This window comes from Pseudomonas lactucae (assembly GCF_016937615.1).
GTDB classification, from domain to species: Bacteria; Pseudomonadota; Gammaproteobacteria; order Pseudomonadales; family Pseudomonadaceae; genus Aquipseudomonas; species Aquipseudomonas lactucae.
The window spans coordinates 1-15,655 of sequence record NZ_JAFHKI010000189.1; the positions used below are offsets into that span (position 1 = coordinate 1).

A 15,655-nucleotide genomic window follows, 5' to 3' on the forward strand; every position below is an offset into this window, starting at 1 on the left:
CCACACTAGACCTGCCTTGCCTGAAGAATTGGTTTCGCCGGCTGAGCCACCTTACGCTTACGAAACACCAACACATTCCCCAGCATCACCAGCACCAACCCCGCCAACGCTGGCGCGGTCCATTGGTAGCCCTCGGCAAACGCCGACACGTTCAGCGCCACCACCGGAAACAGCACCGTGCAATACGCGGCCCGCTCCGGCCCCATGCGGCCTACCAAGGTCAAATAAGCGGTAAACCCGATCACCGATCCGGGAATCACCAGGTACCACAAGGCGCCGATATACCGCGCACTCCAGTCCATCTCAAACGCAATCCCGCGCACCGCGCAATAGGTCGCCAGCATCGCAGCGCCATAGGCCATGCCCCAGGCATTGGTGGTCAACGGCTTGAGCCCGGCCTTCTGTTGCAGGCTCGAGAGCATATTGCCCGCCGAGAAACACATCGTCCCCAGCAACGCCAGACCCAGGCCAAGCAAGGTCTGCGGGCTGGCGGTGTGCCCCGCCAGTTCCGGCCAGAACAGCAAGCCCAACCCGGCCAGCCCGAGGCCACCGCCCATCAACACATTGCGCGCCACGCGCTGGCCGAAAAATACGCGGGCGTTCAGCGCGTTCCACAGCGTGGCCGTGGAAAACACCACCGCGACCAGGCCGCTGGGGATCCACTGGCTGGCGGTCAAAAAGCACATGAAGTTGACGCAGAACAGGCACAGGCCCTGAGCCACGCAAATCAGGTGCCCGCGCCGGTTCATCACCTGCAACCTGCGGCTGAGCAGCAACAGCACAAACAGCACCAGTGCCGCCAGGCCAAAGCGATAGACAATGGACACAGGAATGGCCACCACGCCCAGTTGCCATTTGAGGGCGATCCAGGTGGTGCCCCAGATCAGCACAGTGAGCAAATACAGAGAAAGGTTCATCGCGGGCTCCATCAATAGAGCCTCAGTGTCGCCCGCAAGCCGTGCAACGCTCTTGCACATTCTTGCGCTTTTGTCGGGGCGCCGGGCTCACAGCACCCGCCTCGCGGAGTAGGATGCAAGGCGTCAAAGAGTACTCACCATGCCAGACCTGGAATCGCTGCACGTTTTTCAAGCCCTTAACCGCTCGCCCAACGCACGCCTTGAAGCCTGCGCCGAGCTCGGTGACGGTTTGTCCGCGGCCTTATGGAGCAACCACCATGATGCCCAGGATTACCAGGCGCCCAGCCATCACACCTTGTCCTGTTACATCGGCGGCGGCACCGGCACGTTTCGGCGCGACCAACCAGGCACCAAGGGCGGGCCCGACAGGTTGTGCATTCTGCCGGCCGAGCACCAGTCGGCGTGGGTGATCAACGGCGAGATCCGCCTGGCCCATGTGTATTTCAGCGCGGAGCAATTTGCCCTGGGCTGCATAACCCTGCTCGACCGCGAACCGCGCACGCTGGAGTTGCGTGAAAGCACCTTCCTCGAAGACGCCCGCCAGGCCCGGCGCTTCCACCAGTTGATCGCGCTCAACTGGCACGAACCCGCCGAACGCCTGCTGACCAGCAGCCTGGCCCATGAACTGCTCAGCCACACCTTGCTCAACCAGGTGGGCGCCCGCGAAGGCCTGCGTCTCAAAGGCGGGCTGGCGGCGTACCAGCGACGGTTATTGGTGGACTACATCGACCAGCACCTGGAAGAGCCGATCAGCCTCGGGCTATTGGCCGGGACGTGCGCGCTGTCGGAATACCATTTTGCGCGGATGTTCCGCCAAAGCTTCGGCCTGCCGCCCCACCAGTACCTGCTGGCGCGCCGGCTTACCCGCGCGCAGCACCTGTTACGCGGCGGCGTCCTGCCCCTCGGCGAGATCGCCGTGCTGTGCGGTTTTTCCAGCGCCAGCCACTTCACCCATCGCTTTCGCCAGGCCATGGGCGCCACGCCTGGCGATTACCGCCAGGCCTTCAGCTAAACCATCAACCCCAGGGTCTTGGCCTTGGCCACCGCCTGGGTGCGCCGCTCCACACCAAGCTTGCTGTGGATACGCCGCGCGTGGGTCTTGACGGTGTGCAGGGAGATAAACAGCCGGTCGGCAATTTGCAGGTTGGAGCGGCCCAGGGCAATCAACTGCAACACCTCCAGTTCTCGTTGGCTCAAGGGGTTTTCCACCACGCCCGCGGTCGACGCCTGGGGTTCCATGCCCAGCTCACTGAGCAGCCCCGGCGCGCGCAAACGCAGCTCGCGAATCGCCTGCTGCACCTGGCAACGCGCCGCCAGCTCCAGCCCGGTTTGCAGTGAGCGCCGCGCCAGGCCGGGGTCGCCCAATTGCCAGGCCACTTCACCCAGCACCAGGTGCAGTTCGGTTTCCAGGCAGAGCATGCCGCGCTGGTGTGTGGTTTCCAGCAGCGCGCCGAGCCGCGCCAGCGGTTGCTCGGCGCAGCCCAGCTTGACCTCCGCCAGCACCAACAGGTACTCAAGACGCGGGATCAATTCCAGGGTGGCCGGCGGTGCCTGTTTAGCCTGGGGCCCACGGAAGTGGCGCAATACGCGGCGCACCGCTTCCACGGTCAATTCGGCGCGGCCCTGCTGCAACCAGAAGTGCCCACTGACCAACAACAGCACCGCGCGGTACACCGTGTCCGGCACCTGACGTTGCTGCATCAGCCGTTCGGCCTCGCGCAGTTGGAAAAAGGCCTGGGCGTAATCGCCATGATTAGCCGCCACTAGCGCCAGGCCCAGAAACCCATAGAGCACGCGCTTGTCCTGGCTATGCAGGCACATCTTCATGCCGCTCTCGAAACACTCGACGGCCAGGCTGTCCTGCCCCTGGCGCAGGGCCAGATGCCCACGGCGCAGCGCGATACGTCCCACCAGCGGCCCCGCGTCAAGCCGTTGCTTGAGCAACATCGCCTGCACCCCTTCCAGCAGGCTTTGCGCCCGATACGGCGCGCCGCGCTGTTCCAGCAACTGCGCGTGATCCAGCTCGAGCAGGGCCTCCAACAACAATGAGCCATGGGCACGGGCCAGGCACAACGCTTCACGGTTCAGGCCCTGGGCGACGTCCAGTTCACCACGCAGCAAGGCTTGCTGGGTCAGCCCCGACAGGCACATCAGGCGCGAGGTCCAGGCGCTGTCGGGCAAGGCGTGCAGCGCCTCCAGAAAATGCGCGCGCGAGCGCTCGGCGTCGCCGCCCAGGTGCAACAACCAGCCCCACTGCGCCTGCCAACGCGCGAGCAGGTGTCGCTGTTTGGCCGCTGACGGTTGTGGGGCAAACCGCGAGAGCTGATCAATACACACCGCCGCCTGGTCGAAGCGCCCGGCAAACAGCAACGCTGCGGTCACCAGCCCGACCAATTGCGCCGAGCCGAGCATCAATTCATCGCCATGTTGTTCATGCAGATGCAGCAACAGCGCCGCGTTGTGTTGGCGGAACAGGTCCTCAAAACTGAAGTGCTGCAACAGACTCACGGCCATTTCATATTCTTCGGCCAGCAGCGCCTGCTCGAAGGCGGCCTGCCAATCCTGTTCGGCACAGAACCACTGGCAGGCCCGTCGATGCCACGAACGCTTGGCCGGCCAGGGAGCATCGCGCATCAACCGCGCCAGCGGCGGGAAAACCTGTAGCCAGTCGGTGTCTTCCCACGGCTGGATAAACGCACCGAGTGCCTGCAGATCGCGCAAATACTGATCACCCTCCCCCGCGCCGAACAGGTACTCGCACAGGCCGACGTTAAAACGCGGCAAATGGGCCAGCACCTGCCACGCCTGTGTCAGTTCGGGCGGCAAGGTGCTGAAAAGTTCGTGTTGTAGATAGTCGAGCAGGGTTTTGTCGGGATGGCCATCACCCAGCAAGGCAATACGCACACCGGCGCACCAGCCGGCGCTGAACTGCAGCACGCTGTCGACCGATTGCCCGGGCGCGTGGTTGAGCAGCGGCTGGATTTCCGCCGGGGTAAACGCCAGTTCGGCGCCGCATTCGAGCAGCTCATCGTCGAGCAGCAGCCGCGGCCAGTTGCACACCGGCCGCCGTCGCGCGCCCAGCCACCAGGTCAGCGCCGGGCTGCTGGCGGTGAGCAGGCGGTCGAGCAAGGCATCGGTGTCGGGGGCGGGCAGGCGGCAGAAATCATCGAGGAACAGCCAGGCCGGCGCTTGCCAGCGGCTGAGGTCGAACAGCAAGGTGGCTTCATCGGTAAACGTCAGGCCCAGGTTCTGCGCCAGGCGCTGGCACAGATCGAGCGGGCTGAGGACAGCGCCATTGAGCGGCAGCCAGTACACCTGGCAGCCCGTCGGCGCCTGCAATGCGCATTCGGCGAGCAAGGCACTCTTGCCGCTGCCGCCGGGTGCGCACAACAACTTGACCCGCACCTGCGACGCCAGCAAAGGCTCGGCCAGGCGCGGGCGCAGCAAATGGTGGGCGGACAGCCGAGGCATGAATCCAGGACGGTCCAGGCAGCGTGTCATGGCGGTCATTGCTGCATCCTGCGTTTTTATTGTTATGCAACCTGATGCGTACCCTAGTCCTGTGGTGGGCGGTTGTTGAAGAAGTATTCAGCGGGGTGATTGAAGGCCATGCACAAAACCGAATGTGTAAAAAACCAGCGTGGGAGGGGGGGGGCAAGCCCCCTCCCACATTGGATAGCATTTCAAACTGGGATCAGCGTACGCCTTCAGCCCTCAAGGCCGCCGGGGTGTAGTCCGCCGCCTTGGCCGCGAAGCCGAACACGAAGCTGCTCTTCTCCTCGTTCTTCATGCCCAGCGCGATGTAGCGCCCGGCGATCAGGTCATACAGGGTTTCGACGGTGTAGGCCGGTACCTGGTGATCGTAGTAGAACTGCGCATGCCCTTCGGCAACCCGCCACAGCTGACCACGGCCGTCGTAGTGATCCACCAGCGCGACTTGCCAGCTGTCTTCGTCGATGTACATATGCCGCTTGGCGTAGATATGCCGCTCGCTGGGCTTGACCGTGCCGACCACTTCCCACACCCGGTGCAACTCGTAGCGGGTCAGGTCCTGGTTGATGTGGCCGGCCTTGATGATGTCGTCGTATTTGAGCGTTGGCGAGTCGAGCTTGTAGCTGTTGTAGGGGATGTACATCTCTTTTTTGCCCACCAGCTTCCAGTCGTAGCGGTCGGGGGCGCCGGAGAACATGTCGAAGTTGTCGGTGGTGCGCAGGCCATCGGATGCAGTGCCCGGGCCGTCGTAGGACACTTGCGGCGCACGCCGCACGCGACGCTGGCCGGCGTTGTAGATCCAGGCCAGGCGTGGCTCTTTCACCTGATCGAGGGTTTCATGCACCAGTAGCACGTTGCCCGCCAGGCGCGCCGGGGCGGTGACCGATTGCTTGAAATAGCTCAGCACGTTGGCGGCCTTGGCCGGGTCGATATCCGGGATCGCTTGCGGCACGGCCACTTCTTCTTCGAAGCGGATCGGCGTGTAGCTGCCGTTGGTTTGCGGGGTGGCCTGGGTGATGATGCGGCGCAGATTGCCGCCGTGGTAACGGGTGATGTGGTTCCACAACACCTCCACGCCGTTCTTCGGAATCGGGAACGCGTAGTAACGGTTGCCGGTGAAGTTCTCCAGGCCGTTACCGTCGTTGATCGCCTTGACGTTCAACGCGCTGCGCTTGATCGACTCGTAGATATCCGCCGGCAGGTTGACCGTGCGATGGCTTGGGTACACCGGGATCTTGTAGGTCTCGGGGTAACGCTTGAACATCGCCACCTGGCCGTCGGAGAGTTTGTCCTTGTACTTGTCGACGGTGGCGGCGGTGATCACGAACAACGGTTTTTCACTGGCGAACGGGTCGGCCAGGAAGCCTTTGCTGTCCACCGCGCCGGCGTTTTTGGGGATGCCGCCGGTCCAGGCCGGGATCGAGCCGTCGGCGTTGCCGGCCTTTTCGGCACCGACCGGCGTGAGGGTGGTGCCCAGCTTGGCGGCTTCTTCCGGCGACACCGCCGCCATCACGTGGGCGGCCAACAGACTCAGGGCCAGCACTGCAATTGTCTTACGCATAGGTTCTTGTCCTTCTTTAAGCCAAATCAGAAGTTCACGCCGAAGCTGAGGGCGAGGAAGTCACGGTCGGTCAGGGTGTTGTAGTCGCCGCCAAAGAAGTCGGTGTAGCTGAGGCTGGCGGTGTAGGTGCTGCGGTAATCCGCATCCACGCCGACGCTGATGGCCTTGGCGCCTTTGTTGAACAGACCATTGGGGCCGTAGCCGGCCACGTCATGGGACCAGGACAGGTTGGGCTTGAGGTTCACCCCGGCAATCGCGTTGTTGTAGTCCAGGATCGCCCGCGCGCGGTAGCCCCAGGAGGTGGAGGTGACGAAACCGTCGGTGTCACCCTGGAAGCCATAAGCGCCGTACACCGAATCGCGGCCGTAACGCAGTTTGGATTTGTCTTCCAGGCCGGCCACGTGCACCACGGCTGCTTCGCCCACCAGTGTCAGGCGTTCGGCGCCCAGCACCTGGTCGAAGAACTGGGTCATGGAGCTTTGGATCTGGGTGATTTCCTTGCGGCGATAGCCTTTGTTGTCGCTGCCGAAATTGCTGCGGATGGGCGAGGCCGTCTGGTTGGCTATCGGGTTGACCAGTGCCAGGGTCAGGTCGGTGGTGTTGAGTTGCACCGGGGCGTTGGGCCGGTAGCTGATCTCGCCGGTCCACGCGGTGCCAGTGGGCAAGGTAGTGGAGAAGCTCGCACCGAACAGGCGGATGTCTTCCGGGTAATCCAGATAGTACTGGCCACGACCGAGCATGGTGCTCTGGGCCAGGGCGCCACGGAAGGCCGCCGGGGTGGCGGCACTGATCGCGCCGATGGTCGCCAGGTTGGTATTGGCGGTAAGGGTGCCCACGGTCGGAGTACGGCTGTGGTAGTTCATGAAGTACAGGCCGTATTCGGTGTCGTCACCCAGCCAGCGCAAGGCGGCGCCGAACTGGCCGGAATCCCGTGCATCACGGTCGCCGGCACGCTGCACCACCACGCCTTCGCGGGTCACCACGAAGCCTTGGCCACGGGCGGCGGCAATCGGTTGCAGCGGCGCAATCCCCGGGCTGCCCACCGTGTAGTTGCCGGTGCAGCCATCTGCCGCCACGTCACCGCCGAAGAAGGTGCCGCAGTTGTCCAGTACGGTTTGGTCCCATTCCAGCTGGTAGAAGCCTTCCACGGTCAGTTGGTTGGTGAGGCTTTGGGAGGCGAACAACATGTTCACCGGGATCAGGCCTTCCTTGATCTCGGCGCCTGGCCGGCGGAACGCCGACACGTCGATCGGGTTGATGCTGTTGATGGAGTTGCCAATGAAGGTGCTTTCGCCCCAACTGACCACCTGCTTGCCGGCGCGCACGGTGCCAGGCAGATCGCCGAGGGAGTAGTTGTGGTAGACGAAGGCATCGAGGATCTGCGCACCGCTGGACTTGGCGCCTTCCTTGCGATTGTGGTCGCTGATCTGCTTGAACTCGCGGTCTTCGTCCTTGAGCTCGAAGTCGTACCAGTACTTGCCGCGTACGAACACACCGGTGTCGCCGTACTTCAGCTCCAGGTCGTGCAGGCCCTTGAAGATCTTGGAGAAGGTCTCGCCCTTCTTGAAGTTCAGACGTCCGTCATCCCCGGTGGACGCCTGCCCCGTGCCGCCGTTGACGGTGCCGACCAGGCTCTTGTCGGCATCGCGCATGCCCCAACTCGCGCCCACCGACAGCGAGGAGTCGAATTGCCCTTCGATCTCGCCAATGTTGAACGAAACAGCCTGTGCCTGGGCACAGCAACCCAAGGCAACCGCAGCGGCCAGCGCCTGTGGCGTGAAGATGGCGCGCATTGTTGTTTTTGTCATGCGTCTTCCCCGGTGAGTGACAGAAGGCTTCACCCTACTGCCGCGCATCGGGAGCGATAAGCGCACCAAGGAGGGATTCGTGCTGTCGCTCGAAAGGATTACCGGGCGCTCTGGCCTGGGTCTGGACGATGACATGCATCGGCTGGATAGCGGGTTATCAGGGGAATGGATGGCGCCGCCCACGACTGTTGCCATTTCAGTAACAGTCATTGTCCCGAACCGCTATTACTCATTCAGTGACAAGCGACTATTCTGGCCGGGCTTTCAGGGCAAACCGCCCGCTTCCGACACCGGAAGAAAAGCCAGACTCAAATGGATTGATGCTTTTTTTCAATCTGTTACCGCTGTTCACTGACGTTGATTTGTCGCTCCTTGATCCAACGTCTTACTTCGGCCGCTGCGTTTGCAGCGGCCTTTTTTATGCCAAAAATAAAACGGGGCGCCTTCAGCGCCCCGTTAGATTCAACGGTGTTCAAGCAACGATCACAAGCTGTATTTCTGCAAGTTGGCCATCATCTCCTTCAACGCTTCAATGTTGTCCTTGGGATGAGCAGCGCCTTCGAAGTCACAGATCTGCTGCCAGTGTGCCGCCACCTCGTCGGGCGAAAAGCCGGCCTCGGGATCAAACCCCACGCCCAGGCTGCGCTCCCAGCGGGTCTTGCCGATCCAACCGCCGCCCACTTCAAACAGACCCGAAGTTTCCTGGCACGCCTCGCTGCCCAGGTACACCACCAGCGGGCTGACCAGCTCCGGCTTGAGACGCTCGAAGACCTGCGGCGGGATCAGGCCTTCGGTCATGCGCGTGCCGCCGGTAGGCGCGATGGCGTTGACCAGGATGTTGTTCTTGCGCCCTTCCAGCGCCAGGGTACGTGTCAGACCATACAGGCCAAGCTTGGCCATGCCGTAGTTGGACTGCCCGAAGTTGCCGTAGATACCCGAGGTGGACGCGGTGAAAATCACGCGGCCATAGCCTTGCTCACGCAGGTGGGGCCAGGCGGCGCGGGTGACTTTGTAAGCGCCTTCGACGTGCACTCGGTAAACCAGGTCCCAGTCAGCGTCATCCATCTTGTGGAAGGTTTTGTCGCGCAGGATGCCGGCATTGTTGACCACTACGTCGATGCGACCAAACACGTCGAGGGCGTGCTGTACGATTTTGTCACCCTCGGTGACAGAGTCATGGTTAGCCTCGGCGATACCGCCCGCCGCGCGGATTTCGGCCACTACCCGATCAGCCGCCGACGCATTGGCGCCTTCGCCCTGGGTAGAACCACCGAGATCGTTGACCAGCACCTTGGCCCCGTATCTGGCGAACAGCAGCGCATGGGCCCGGCCCAATCCGCCGCCGGCACCGGTGACGATCACGACCTTATCCTGGAACTGCACTGACTCACTCATACCGAACTCCAATGGCGACGATGGGAATGGGTCGAGTGTCAGGCACGCAGCCGCCGGTCACAATAAAGTCGGCCAGGGCTGAATGGTGCTCGATAAGGCTGGGGGATGATCCTGCGGCTCAGGAATAAGCCATGCGCGACTCAACCTTGCGGATGCGATCACGAAATGCCAGGTAATGCTTGAGCACCTGCACCGGCGCCTCGATCTGCGGATAGTGCCCGATATGGCTCAGCAGCACCGTGTCGGCATGGGACACCAGTTGACGGTAACGCTCGACCATATGCGCACCGGAAATCGGGTCGACTTCCCCCGCGATCACGCGCAACGGCACTTCACCCTGCTGCATCGCCGCCACCCACCGGTCGCGCAGACGCCGACGCTGGGGAATGTAGGCAATCAACTTATGCAGGATGCGCGTGCCGTCGTTGCACTCGATCAGGCTCCAGAAATCATCCAGTGCGCTCTCGCTGGGGCGGGTATCCCGGCCGAAAATCTCATTGAAGCTGTTCGCCAGGGCATTACGCCCAAAGGCACGCCCGATCATCCAGCCCAGCGGGCTGAGCAAGAGTTTTTGTACCAACGCCGGGCGATGGGTTTCAGGGAACAGTCCACCGTTGAGAAACACACCACTGGCCATCTGGAACCGGCCCTCATAGTGGCGAGCCAACAGTTCCTGGGCGACGCTGTCGCCGTAGTCATGGGCCAGCACATGCACCGGCTGCTCGACCCGAAGGTGTTCGAGCAGGGCTTGTTGCAAATCCGCCTGCTCCAGCAGGCAATAGCCATGGTCCAGCGGCTTGGCCGAATCGCCAAAACCGAGCATGTCGCAGGCGATGACCAGGTGATGCTGAGCCAACGGTTGCCACAGGTAATGCCAGTCCCAACTGGCTGTGGGGAAGCCATGGATCAGCAGCAACGGCTCGCCCTGCCCCGCCACCCAATAACGGATGGTGCGGCCGCGAAAGTCGAAACTCTGGCCGCGTTTGCGCCAGGCTCTGAGCGGAATCTCGGCGAGTGGCATCAGTTTCTATACCCAGGATCTTGAGCGTCCAATTTGCGTAGCAACGCCGGCCAGGCCAGCGCGCCCCCCATACCTTGAGCACTCTTTGTGACAGCCGCCACCATGGCTTTGGCGCCCGCCAGAATCTGCGGGCCGATGGGAATCAGTTCAGCGCCGCCGTTTTGCGCCAGCACCTGGATATCGCAGGCGCGCTGGAACGTGAACATCATCAGGAAGGTATCGGCGATGGTGCTGGCGCAGGTCAGCAGGCCATGGTTGTGCAGCATCAGGAAATTATTCTCGCCCAGGTCGGCCTGCAGGCGCGCCTTCTCTTCGTGGTTCAGTGCCACACCTTCGTAGGCGTGATAGGCCAGGCTCGACAGCACGAAGATCGATTGCTGGCTGATCGGCAACACGCCCTGCTTTTGCGCGGCCACCGCAACACCGGCGGCGGTATGGGTGTGCAGCACACAGGTCACATCGTGACGCACCTCGTGGATGGCGCTGTGGATCGTGTAGCCGGCCGGGTTGATCTCGTAAGGGCTGTCCATCAATTTGTTACCCGCCTGGTCGACCTTGACCAGGCTCGACGCCGTGATTTCGTGGAACATCAGCCCGTAGGGGTTGATCAAAAAATCATCGGTGCCCGGCACCTTGGCCGAAATATGCGTGAAGATCAGGTCATCCCAGCCATGCATCGCCACCAGGCGATAGCAAGCCGCCAGGTCGACACGGGTTTGCCATTCGGCAGCGCTGACCTGGTCTTTGACATTCTGTGGCGATAGAACGGGGGCTATGCTCACGGTGAATCTCCTTGACGCACTTTCTTATTGTTTTTTGAGTGGTGGGCCCAGTCTAGTCAGACACCCAGGCCCAAGGAGTTGCCTTCGCAGCCAGCTTGATGACCGTGCGGGTCAGCCTTGAGAATAGTTTAAATACGTATAAACGGCGCCAGAGAAACGCCGTCAATCATCAGCCGGTCCGGTTACTCACGCAGGGCCGCGACCAGTTCTGCCAGCCAAGGCTCGGCGTCGGATTCCGGGGTGACGCTTTCGCTGGCATCCAGGCGCAGCATCGGCAGTACTTCTCGCACACCCAACTCGCCGAACAGCTCGCGCATCTGTTCGCCGCCGCCACAGAAGGTATCGCCGTAGCTGGCGTCACCCAGGCCGATCACCGCACCGGGCAGGCCGCGCCAGGCGGCGGGCAACTGATCGCGAATCGTCGAGTACAGGGGTTGCAGGTTGTCGGGCAACTCACCCATGCCGGTGGTGGAGGTCACGGCCAGGAAGGCGTCCGGGGCAAAGGCCTGCACGTCGGCCAAGGTGGCGCGCGGGTTGTGCCAGGTTTCAAAACCGGCCTTAGTGAGGATGCCTGCGGCGTGGCGGGCAACTTCTTCCGCCGTGCCGTACACCGAGCCGGAAAGGATGGCGACTTTCATCAATCTGATCCTGTAGTTGAGTGAAAGCCTGGGATATTAACAGCGACGCAAATATTTCGGGGCCCGTCGTGCAAGATTCCGAAGTTGCCATAAACTGCTCCTTTGCACATAAAAGCCACGGATCGCTCAATGATTAATGCCAAGCTGATGCAAATGGTCGTCAACGCTTCCAACGACGGCATTGTGGTCGCCGAACGCGAAGGCAAGGACAAGCCGCTGATTTACGTCAACCCGGCTTTCGAACGGCTGACCGGCTATACGCTGGATGAAATCCTCTATCAGGACTGCCGCTTCCTGCAGTCCGGCGACCGCGACCAGCCGGCCCTGATGGCGATTCGCGAAGCCTTGGAGGATGGCGGTTCCTGCCGCGAAATCCTGCGCAACTACCGCAAGGATGGCAGCCACTTCTGGAACGAACTGTCGCTGTCTTCGGTGTATAACGCGGCCGACAGGCAGACGTATTTCGTCGGTGTGCAAAAGGACGTCACGCTTCAGGTCAAGGCCCAGCAACGGGTTACACAGCTGGAAGCGGAACTGGCCGGGGTCAAGGCTGAGTTGGCGGCGCTCAAGTCGACCAGCGGATCCAACAAAATTTAGATAAATGAATCACCAGAGGGGATAATGGCATTTTAATACCCCACTTGAGCCATCGTGATGCCACGCAACGCGCTTCTCACCCAGGATGAGCTGGATTTCATTCAGAGCATGCAGCACAACCCGCAACTGAACCAGCGGGATGCTTCGTCGAGCCTGACCGTCAACGGCGGCGTACAGATTCGCGACTTGCTCACCCGCCTGGCCGCCCACGATCACCTCACCATCCAGGCGCAGTTCGAAAACCAGCAACTGACCTTTCCCCTCCACCTGGTGGAGGATGAGTTCAATGCGATGCACCTGCGCCTGGGCGTGCCGAGCATTTTCGAGGACGGGCCGATGATTCGCCCCTGGCGTCTGGCGCTTGAGGCCCCCGTGGCCCTGGAGAACGTCAGAGGCAACTCGAGCGCGCTGTGGGTACATGAAGTGTCATTCAAGGGTGTGCTGATTGAGGTTCGCGGCCGCATCAAGCCGCCGAAAACCTTTTCCCTGTGGTTCAGCCCTTCCGGTTACGAACGCATTGCGGTGCGCGGGACGCTGGAGCGGGAAACCGCCCGGGGCCTGTTCGCCTACCGCCTGAGCCTGGGCGATGCGGATGAAACCGAGCGTCTGCGCCAGTTCATCCTGCATCAGCACCGCCTGATCCATCCCCACGTGCACGCCTGACACTCAGGTATCCAGGTTACCGCTGAGGAACTGTTGCAGACGGCGCTGCATCAGGCGCCCTTCATTGCCCAGGCAGCCGATCGAAGAGCCCGCCAACTCTGCCTGGGCCAGGTCTGACGCCGCACCGGCCAGAAACACCGGGCAATCAAGCGTCAATGCCAAACGGCTCAAGCGCCCCACCAGATCATTGTTGTGCGAATGATTGGAATAGATGACCAGTGCCTGGGGACGGATCTTTTCACAGACCAGTGTCAACTCATCCAGCGGCTGGCCCATGCCCAACACCTTCACGGCCAGGTCCTCACGACTGAGTAAGAGCGCCGTCACCAGCAGTTCCAACTTGCGGCACTCGCCCGGCATCGCCGTCAACAAAACCCTGGGCGCCGGTGATGCGCTGGCGACGTGCAGGCGCAAAAAGGTCTGTACGCGCAGGAAGGCGTCGAAAAACAGCCATTCGCTGGTCTGGCCGAAACGCCCCTGGTGGCGCAGCAGCTCGTTCCAGAGCGGCATGAGGATGTCCTGGAACGCAACGCTCAGGGGGTAAGAAGCGACAATCCGCCCGTAGAGGCTCTCCAGTTGCTGATCATCGAACGCCGTGATGGCGCTCAAAAGGCGTGTGCGCCACTGCGACCATTCGTTTTGCTCGACAGTGTCACGCTCGGTACGCACCGCTTCGGCCTGCTGATCGTCGCGGGCGAGAATCTTGCCCACTTTGCTTACCGCCACCCCGCGTTCGATCCAGTCGAGGATACGATCCACGGTGGCGATGTCGGCCCTGGAGTAGAGACGATGCCCGCTTTCGGTGCGTACGGGCTGAATCAGCCCATAACGGCGCTCCCAGGCACGCAAGGTGACCGGGTTTACACCTGTCAATCTGGAGACTTCACGAATCGGATACAGTTGCTCGGAAGCATCCGATTCTAGATGCGAATCGCTACTAACGGTGGCATGTGTCACGGGCATGGGTACCAAAAACCAGCGCTGATTGGGGGCTCATTTAACGCCTTTAAACCTGTCTTTTTCAAGCCTGTTACATTTCGGACCAATGCCGCTGGCGTATTGCGCAAAAACAGGAATAATTCTTGCCTGTCTGCTCCTGTAAAAAAGAGCCACGTCGCTGCACCACCCCGCAGCCTCGTCCGTGCGCCACCTACCCGGTTGAGCGCATCCGTACATCTGGAGATACACAATGTCTACCTCACCCGTCACCTTGATGGTTGCGCGCCGCGTCGCCAAAGGACGCTACGAAGAATTGATGGCCTGGCTGCGCGAAGGCGAGCAACTGGCCACGGACTTTCCCGGCTACCTGGGCTCGGGCGTGCTCGCACCGCCGCCCCACGACGATGAATTCCAGATCATTTTCCGCTTCGCCGATGAAAAGACCCTGCATGCCTGGGAGTTTTCCGCTTCCCGCAGTGCCTGGTTGAGCCGCGGCAGCGAGCTGTTTGCCGACCCATCCGAGCACCGCGTGCGGGGCATCGACGGCTGGTTCGGCGCGGTCGGCGCAAGGCCGCCACGCTGGAAGCAGGCGGTGGCGATCTGGCTGGCGTTTTTCCCGGTGTCGCTGCTGTTCAACTTCGTGCTGGGCCCGTTGCTCAATCACCTGGACCTGGTGCCGCGCGTGCTGGTCAGTACCCTCGCGCTCACGCCGTTGATGGTTTACCTGTTTATTCCGCTCTCGACGCATCTGCTGGCGAATTGGCTGCATCCCGCGCCGGCCCCACGCAAGGCCGCCGAAGCGGCGGCGTGAGTACAGGGGCGGCCCGTCGCTGGTATCATTCGAGCCTGCCAGCGATGCGAGCCTCCCATGACTGCAACGAACGCCCCGATCCTGATCACCGGCGCCGGCCAGCGTGTCGGCCTGCATTGCGCCCTGCGCCTGCTGGACGAGGGCCAGCCGGTGATTTTCAGCTACCGCAGCGAACGCCCCGGCGTGCAGGCCCTGCGCGAACGGGGTGCTATCGGCATCTTTGCGGACCTCTCCAGCGAGGCCGGGATACTGGCGTTCATCGCTGAACTGAACACCCACGCTCAAAGCCTGCGTGCGATCATCCACAACGCCTCAGCCTGGGTCGCGGAAGCGCCTGGCGACGAAAGTCGCGCGTTTACCGACATGTTCAGCGTACACATGCTTGCGCCGTACCTGATCAACCTGCATTGTTCACCTTTGCTGCAACGCTCATCACCTGCCGACATCGTGCACATCAGCGACGATGTGGTGCGCAAGGGCAGTCGCCAGCACATCGCCTATTGCGCCACCAAGGCCGGGCTCGACAGCCTGACGCTGTCATTTGCCGCGCAGTTTGCGCCGCGAATCAAGGTCAACGGCATCGCCCCGGCGATGGTGATGTTCAACGAGGACGACGACGCGGCCTACCGCGCCAAGGTCCTGGCCAAGTCGGCCCTGGGCATCGAGCCCGGACCCGAGGTGATCTACCAGAGCGTGCGTTACCTGCTGGACAACCCCTATGTCACCGGTACCACCCTGACCGTCAACGGCGGGCGGCATATCAAGTAAGCCGTTTGTGAGGATGTTGTATGACTTTATCCCTGCCCCACCATTACCGTGAGATTCTCAAGGGCTTGGGTGAAGACCCGGAGCGCGAAGGTCTGCTCGATACCCCCAAACGCGCCGCCAAGGCCATGCAATACCTGTGTCATGGCTACGAGCAAAACCTGGAAACCATCGTCAACGGCGCACTGTTCGCTTCCGACAATGACGAGATGGTGATTCTCAAGGACATCGAGTTGTTACTCGCTGTGCGAACACCACCTGCTGCC

Annotated in this window: 15 protein-coding genes and 1 pseudogene; 7 read left to right on the forward strand and 9 right to left on the reverse strand. The window is 61.9% G+C overall.

The annotated features are described in order from the left end of the window. Positions 1-5: 5 nt before the first annotated feature. A complete protein-coding gene (locus tag JWR98_RS27125; RefSeq protein ID WP_205491687.1) occupies positions 6-917 on the reverse strand; it encodes a DMT family transporter in 912 nt (303 codons plus the stop codon). A 139-nt stretch (positions 918-1,056) separates the two neighbouring features. On the opposite strand from JWR98_RS27125, the gene JWR98_RS27130 reads away from it, so the two are divergent. Beyond that, a complete protein-coding gene (locus tag JWR98_RS27130) occupies positions 1,057-1,929 on the forward strand; it encodes a helix-turn-helix domain-containing protein (protein WP_078734605.1) in 873 nt (290 codons plus the stop codon). On the opposite strand, the gene JWR98_RS27135 is transcribed toward JWR98_RS27130, so the two are convergent. The 3 genes from JWR98_RS27135 to JWR98_RS27145 form a co-directional block, all read right to left on the reverse strand. Next, on the reverse strand, positions 1,926-4,427 hold the full coding sequence (locus tag JWR98_RS27135) for a LuxR C-terminal-related transcriptional regulator (protein ID WP_205491689.1): 2,502 nt from the start codon (positions 4,425-4,427) through the stop codon (positions 1,926-1,928). The genes JWR98_RS27130 and JWR98_RS27135 overlap by 4 nt on opposite strands. A 184-nt stretch (positions 4,428-4,611) precedes the next feature. Continuing rightward, positions 4,612-5,970: a DUF1329 domain-containing protein gene (locus tag JWR98_RS27140; protein ID WP_003176014.1), complete on the reverse strand. Its 1,359-nt coding sequence runs from the start codon at positions 5,968-5,970 to the stop codon at positions 4,612-4,614. A gap of 26 nt (positions 5,971-5,996) precedes the next feature. Then, positions 5,997-7,778 carry a DUF1302 domain-containing protein gene (locus JWR98_RS27145; RefSeq protein WP_078734607.1) on the reverse strand — a complete coding sequence of 594 codons (1,782 nt, stop codon included), beginning with the start codon at positions 7,776-7,778 and terminating at the stop codon, positions 5,997-5,999. A gap of 79 nt (positions 7,779-7,857) precedes the next feature. Here JWR98_RS27145 and JWR98_RS27150 point away from each other — a divergent pair, with 79 nt between their 5' ends. Next, positions 7,858-8,133 (forward strand): hypothetical protein, encoded by a 276-nt coding sequence (locus tag JWR98_RS27150; protein ID WP_205491691.1) that lies wholly within the window; start codon positions 7,858-7,860, stop codon positions 8,131-8,133. Positions 8,134-8,261: 128 nt separating this feature from the next. Here the strand turns inward: JWR98_RS27150 and JWR98_RS27155 are convergent, their stop codons facing one another. From JWR98_RS27155 to JWR98_RS27170, 4 genes are all read right to left on the reverse strand, one after another. After that, entirely contained in the window at positions 8,262-9,173 is a 912-nt protein-coding gene (locus tag JWR98_RS27155) for an SDR family oxidoreductase (RefSeq protein ID WP_205491693.1), read from the reverse strand. 118 nt (positions 9,174-9,291) lie between these two features. Continuing rightward, positions 9,292-10,194, reverse strand: coding sequence for an alpha/beta fold hydrolase (locus JWR98_RS27160; protein ID WP_205491695.1), 903 nt, complete (start codon positions 10,192-10,194; stop codon positions 9,292-9,294). Next, on the reverse strand, positions 10,194-10,976 hold the full coding sequence (locus JWR98_RS27165; RefSeq protein WP_078734610.1) for a class II aldolase/adducin family protein: 783 nt from the start codon (positions 10,974-10,976) through the stop codon (positions 10,194-10,196). The genes JWR98_RS27160 and JWR98_RS27165 overlap by 1 nt, the downstream gene beginning before the upstream one ends. Before the next feature lie 182 nt (positions 10,977-11,158). Beyond that, complete coding sequence (locus tag JWR98_RS27170; RefSeq protein ID WP_078734611.1) at positions 11,159-11,614, reverse strand: flavodoxin; 456 nt, start codon at positions 11,612-11,614, stop codon at positions 11,159-11,161. A gap of 129 nt (positions 11,615-11,743) precedes the next feature. Here JWR98_RS27170 and JWR98_RS27175 point away from each other — a divergent pair, with 129 nt between their 5' ends. Beyond that, positions 11,744-12,211 carry a PAS domain S-box protein gene (locus JWR98_RS27175; RefSeq protein ID WP_003176023.1) on the forward strand — a complete coding sequence of 156 codons (468 nt, stop codon included), beginning with the start codon at positions 11,744-11,746 and terminating at the stop codon, positions 12,209-12,211. A 57-nt stretch (positions 12,212-12,268) separates the two neighbouring features. Next, positions 12,269-12,874 carry a hypothetical protein gene (locus tag JWR98_RS27180; protein WP_078734612.1) on the forward strand — a complete coding sequence of 202 codons (606 nt, stop codon included), beginning with the start codon at positions 12,269-12,271 and terminating at the stop codon, positions 12,872-12,874. Positions 12,875-12,877: 3 nt separating this feature from the next. Here the strand turns inward: JWR98_RS27180 and JWR98_RS27185 are convergent, their stop codons facing one another. After that, a complete protein-coding gene (locus tag JWR98_RS27185; RefSeq protein ID WP_078734613.1) occupies positions 12,878-13,837 on the reverse strand; it encodes a MerR family transcriptional regulator in 960 nt (319 codons plus the stop codon). 226 nt (positions 13,838-14,063) lie between these two features. Between JWR98_RS27185 and JWR98_RS27190 the strand changes: the two genes are divergently transcribed. The 3 genes and pseudogenes from JWR98_RS27190 to JWR98_RS27200 form a co-directional block, all read left to right on the forward strand. After that, positions 14,064-14,624, forward strand: coding sequence for a putative antibiotic biosynthesis monooxygenase (locus tag JWR98_RS27190; RefSeq protein ID WP_078734614.1), 561 nt, complete (start codon positions 14,064-14,066; stop codon positions 14,622-14,624). 57 nt (positions 14,625-14,681) lie between these two features. Further along, on the forward strand, positions 14,682-15,392 hold the full coding sequence (gene folM / locus JWR98_RS27195) for a dihydromonapterin reductase (protein ID WP_078734615.1): 711 nt from the start codon (positions 14,682-14,684) through the stop codon (positions 15,390-15,392). A gap of 20 nt (positions 15,393-15,412) precedes the next feature. After that, positions 15,413-15,655, forward strand: a pseudogene (locus JWR98_RS27200) (GTP cyclohydrolase I); the annotation flags it as partial.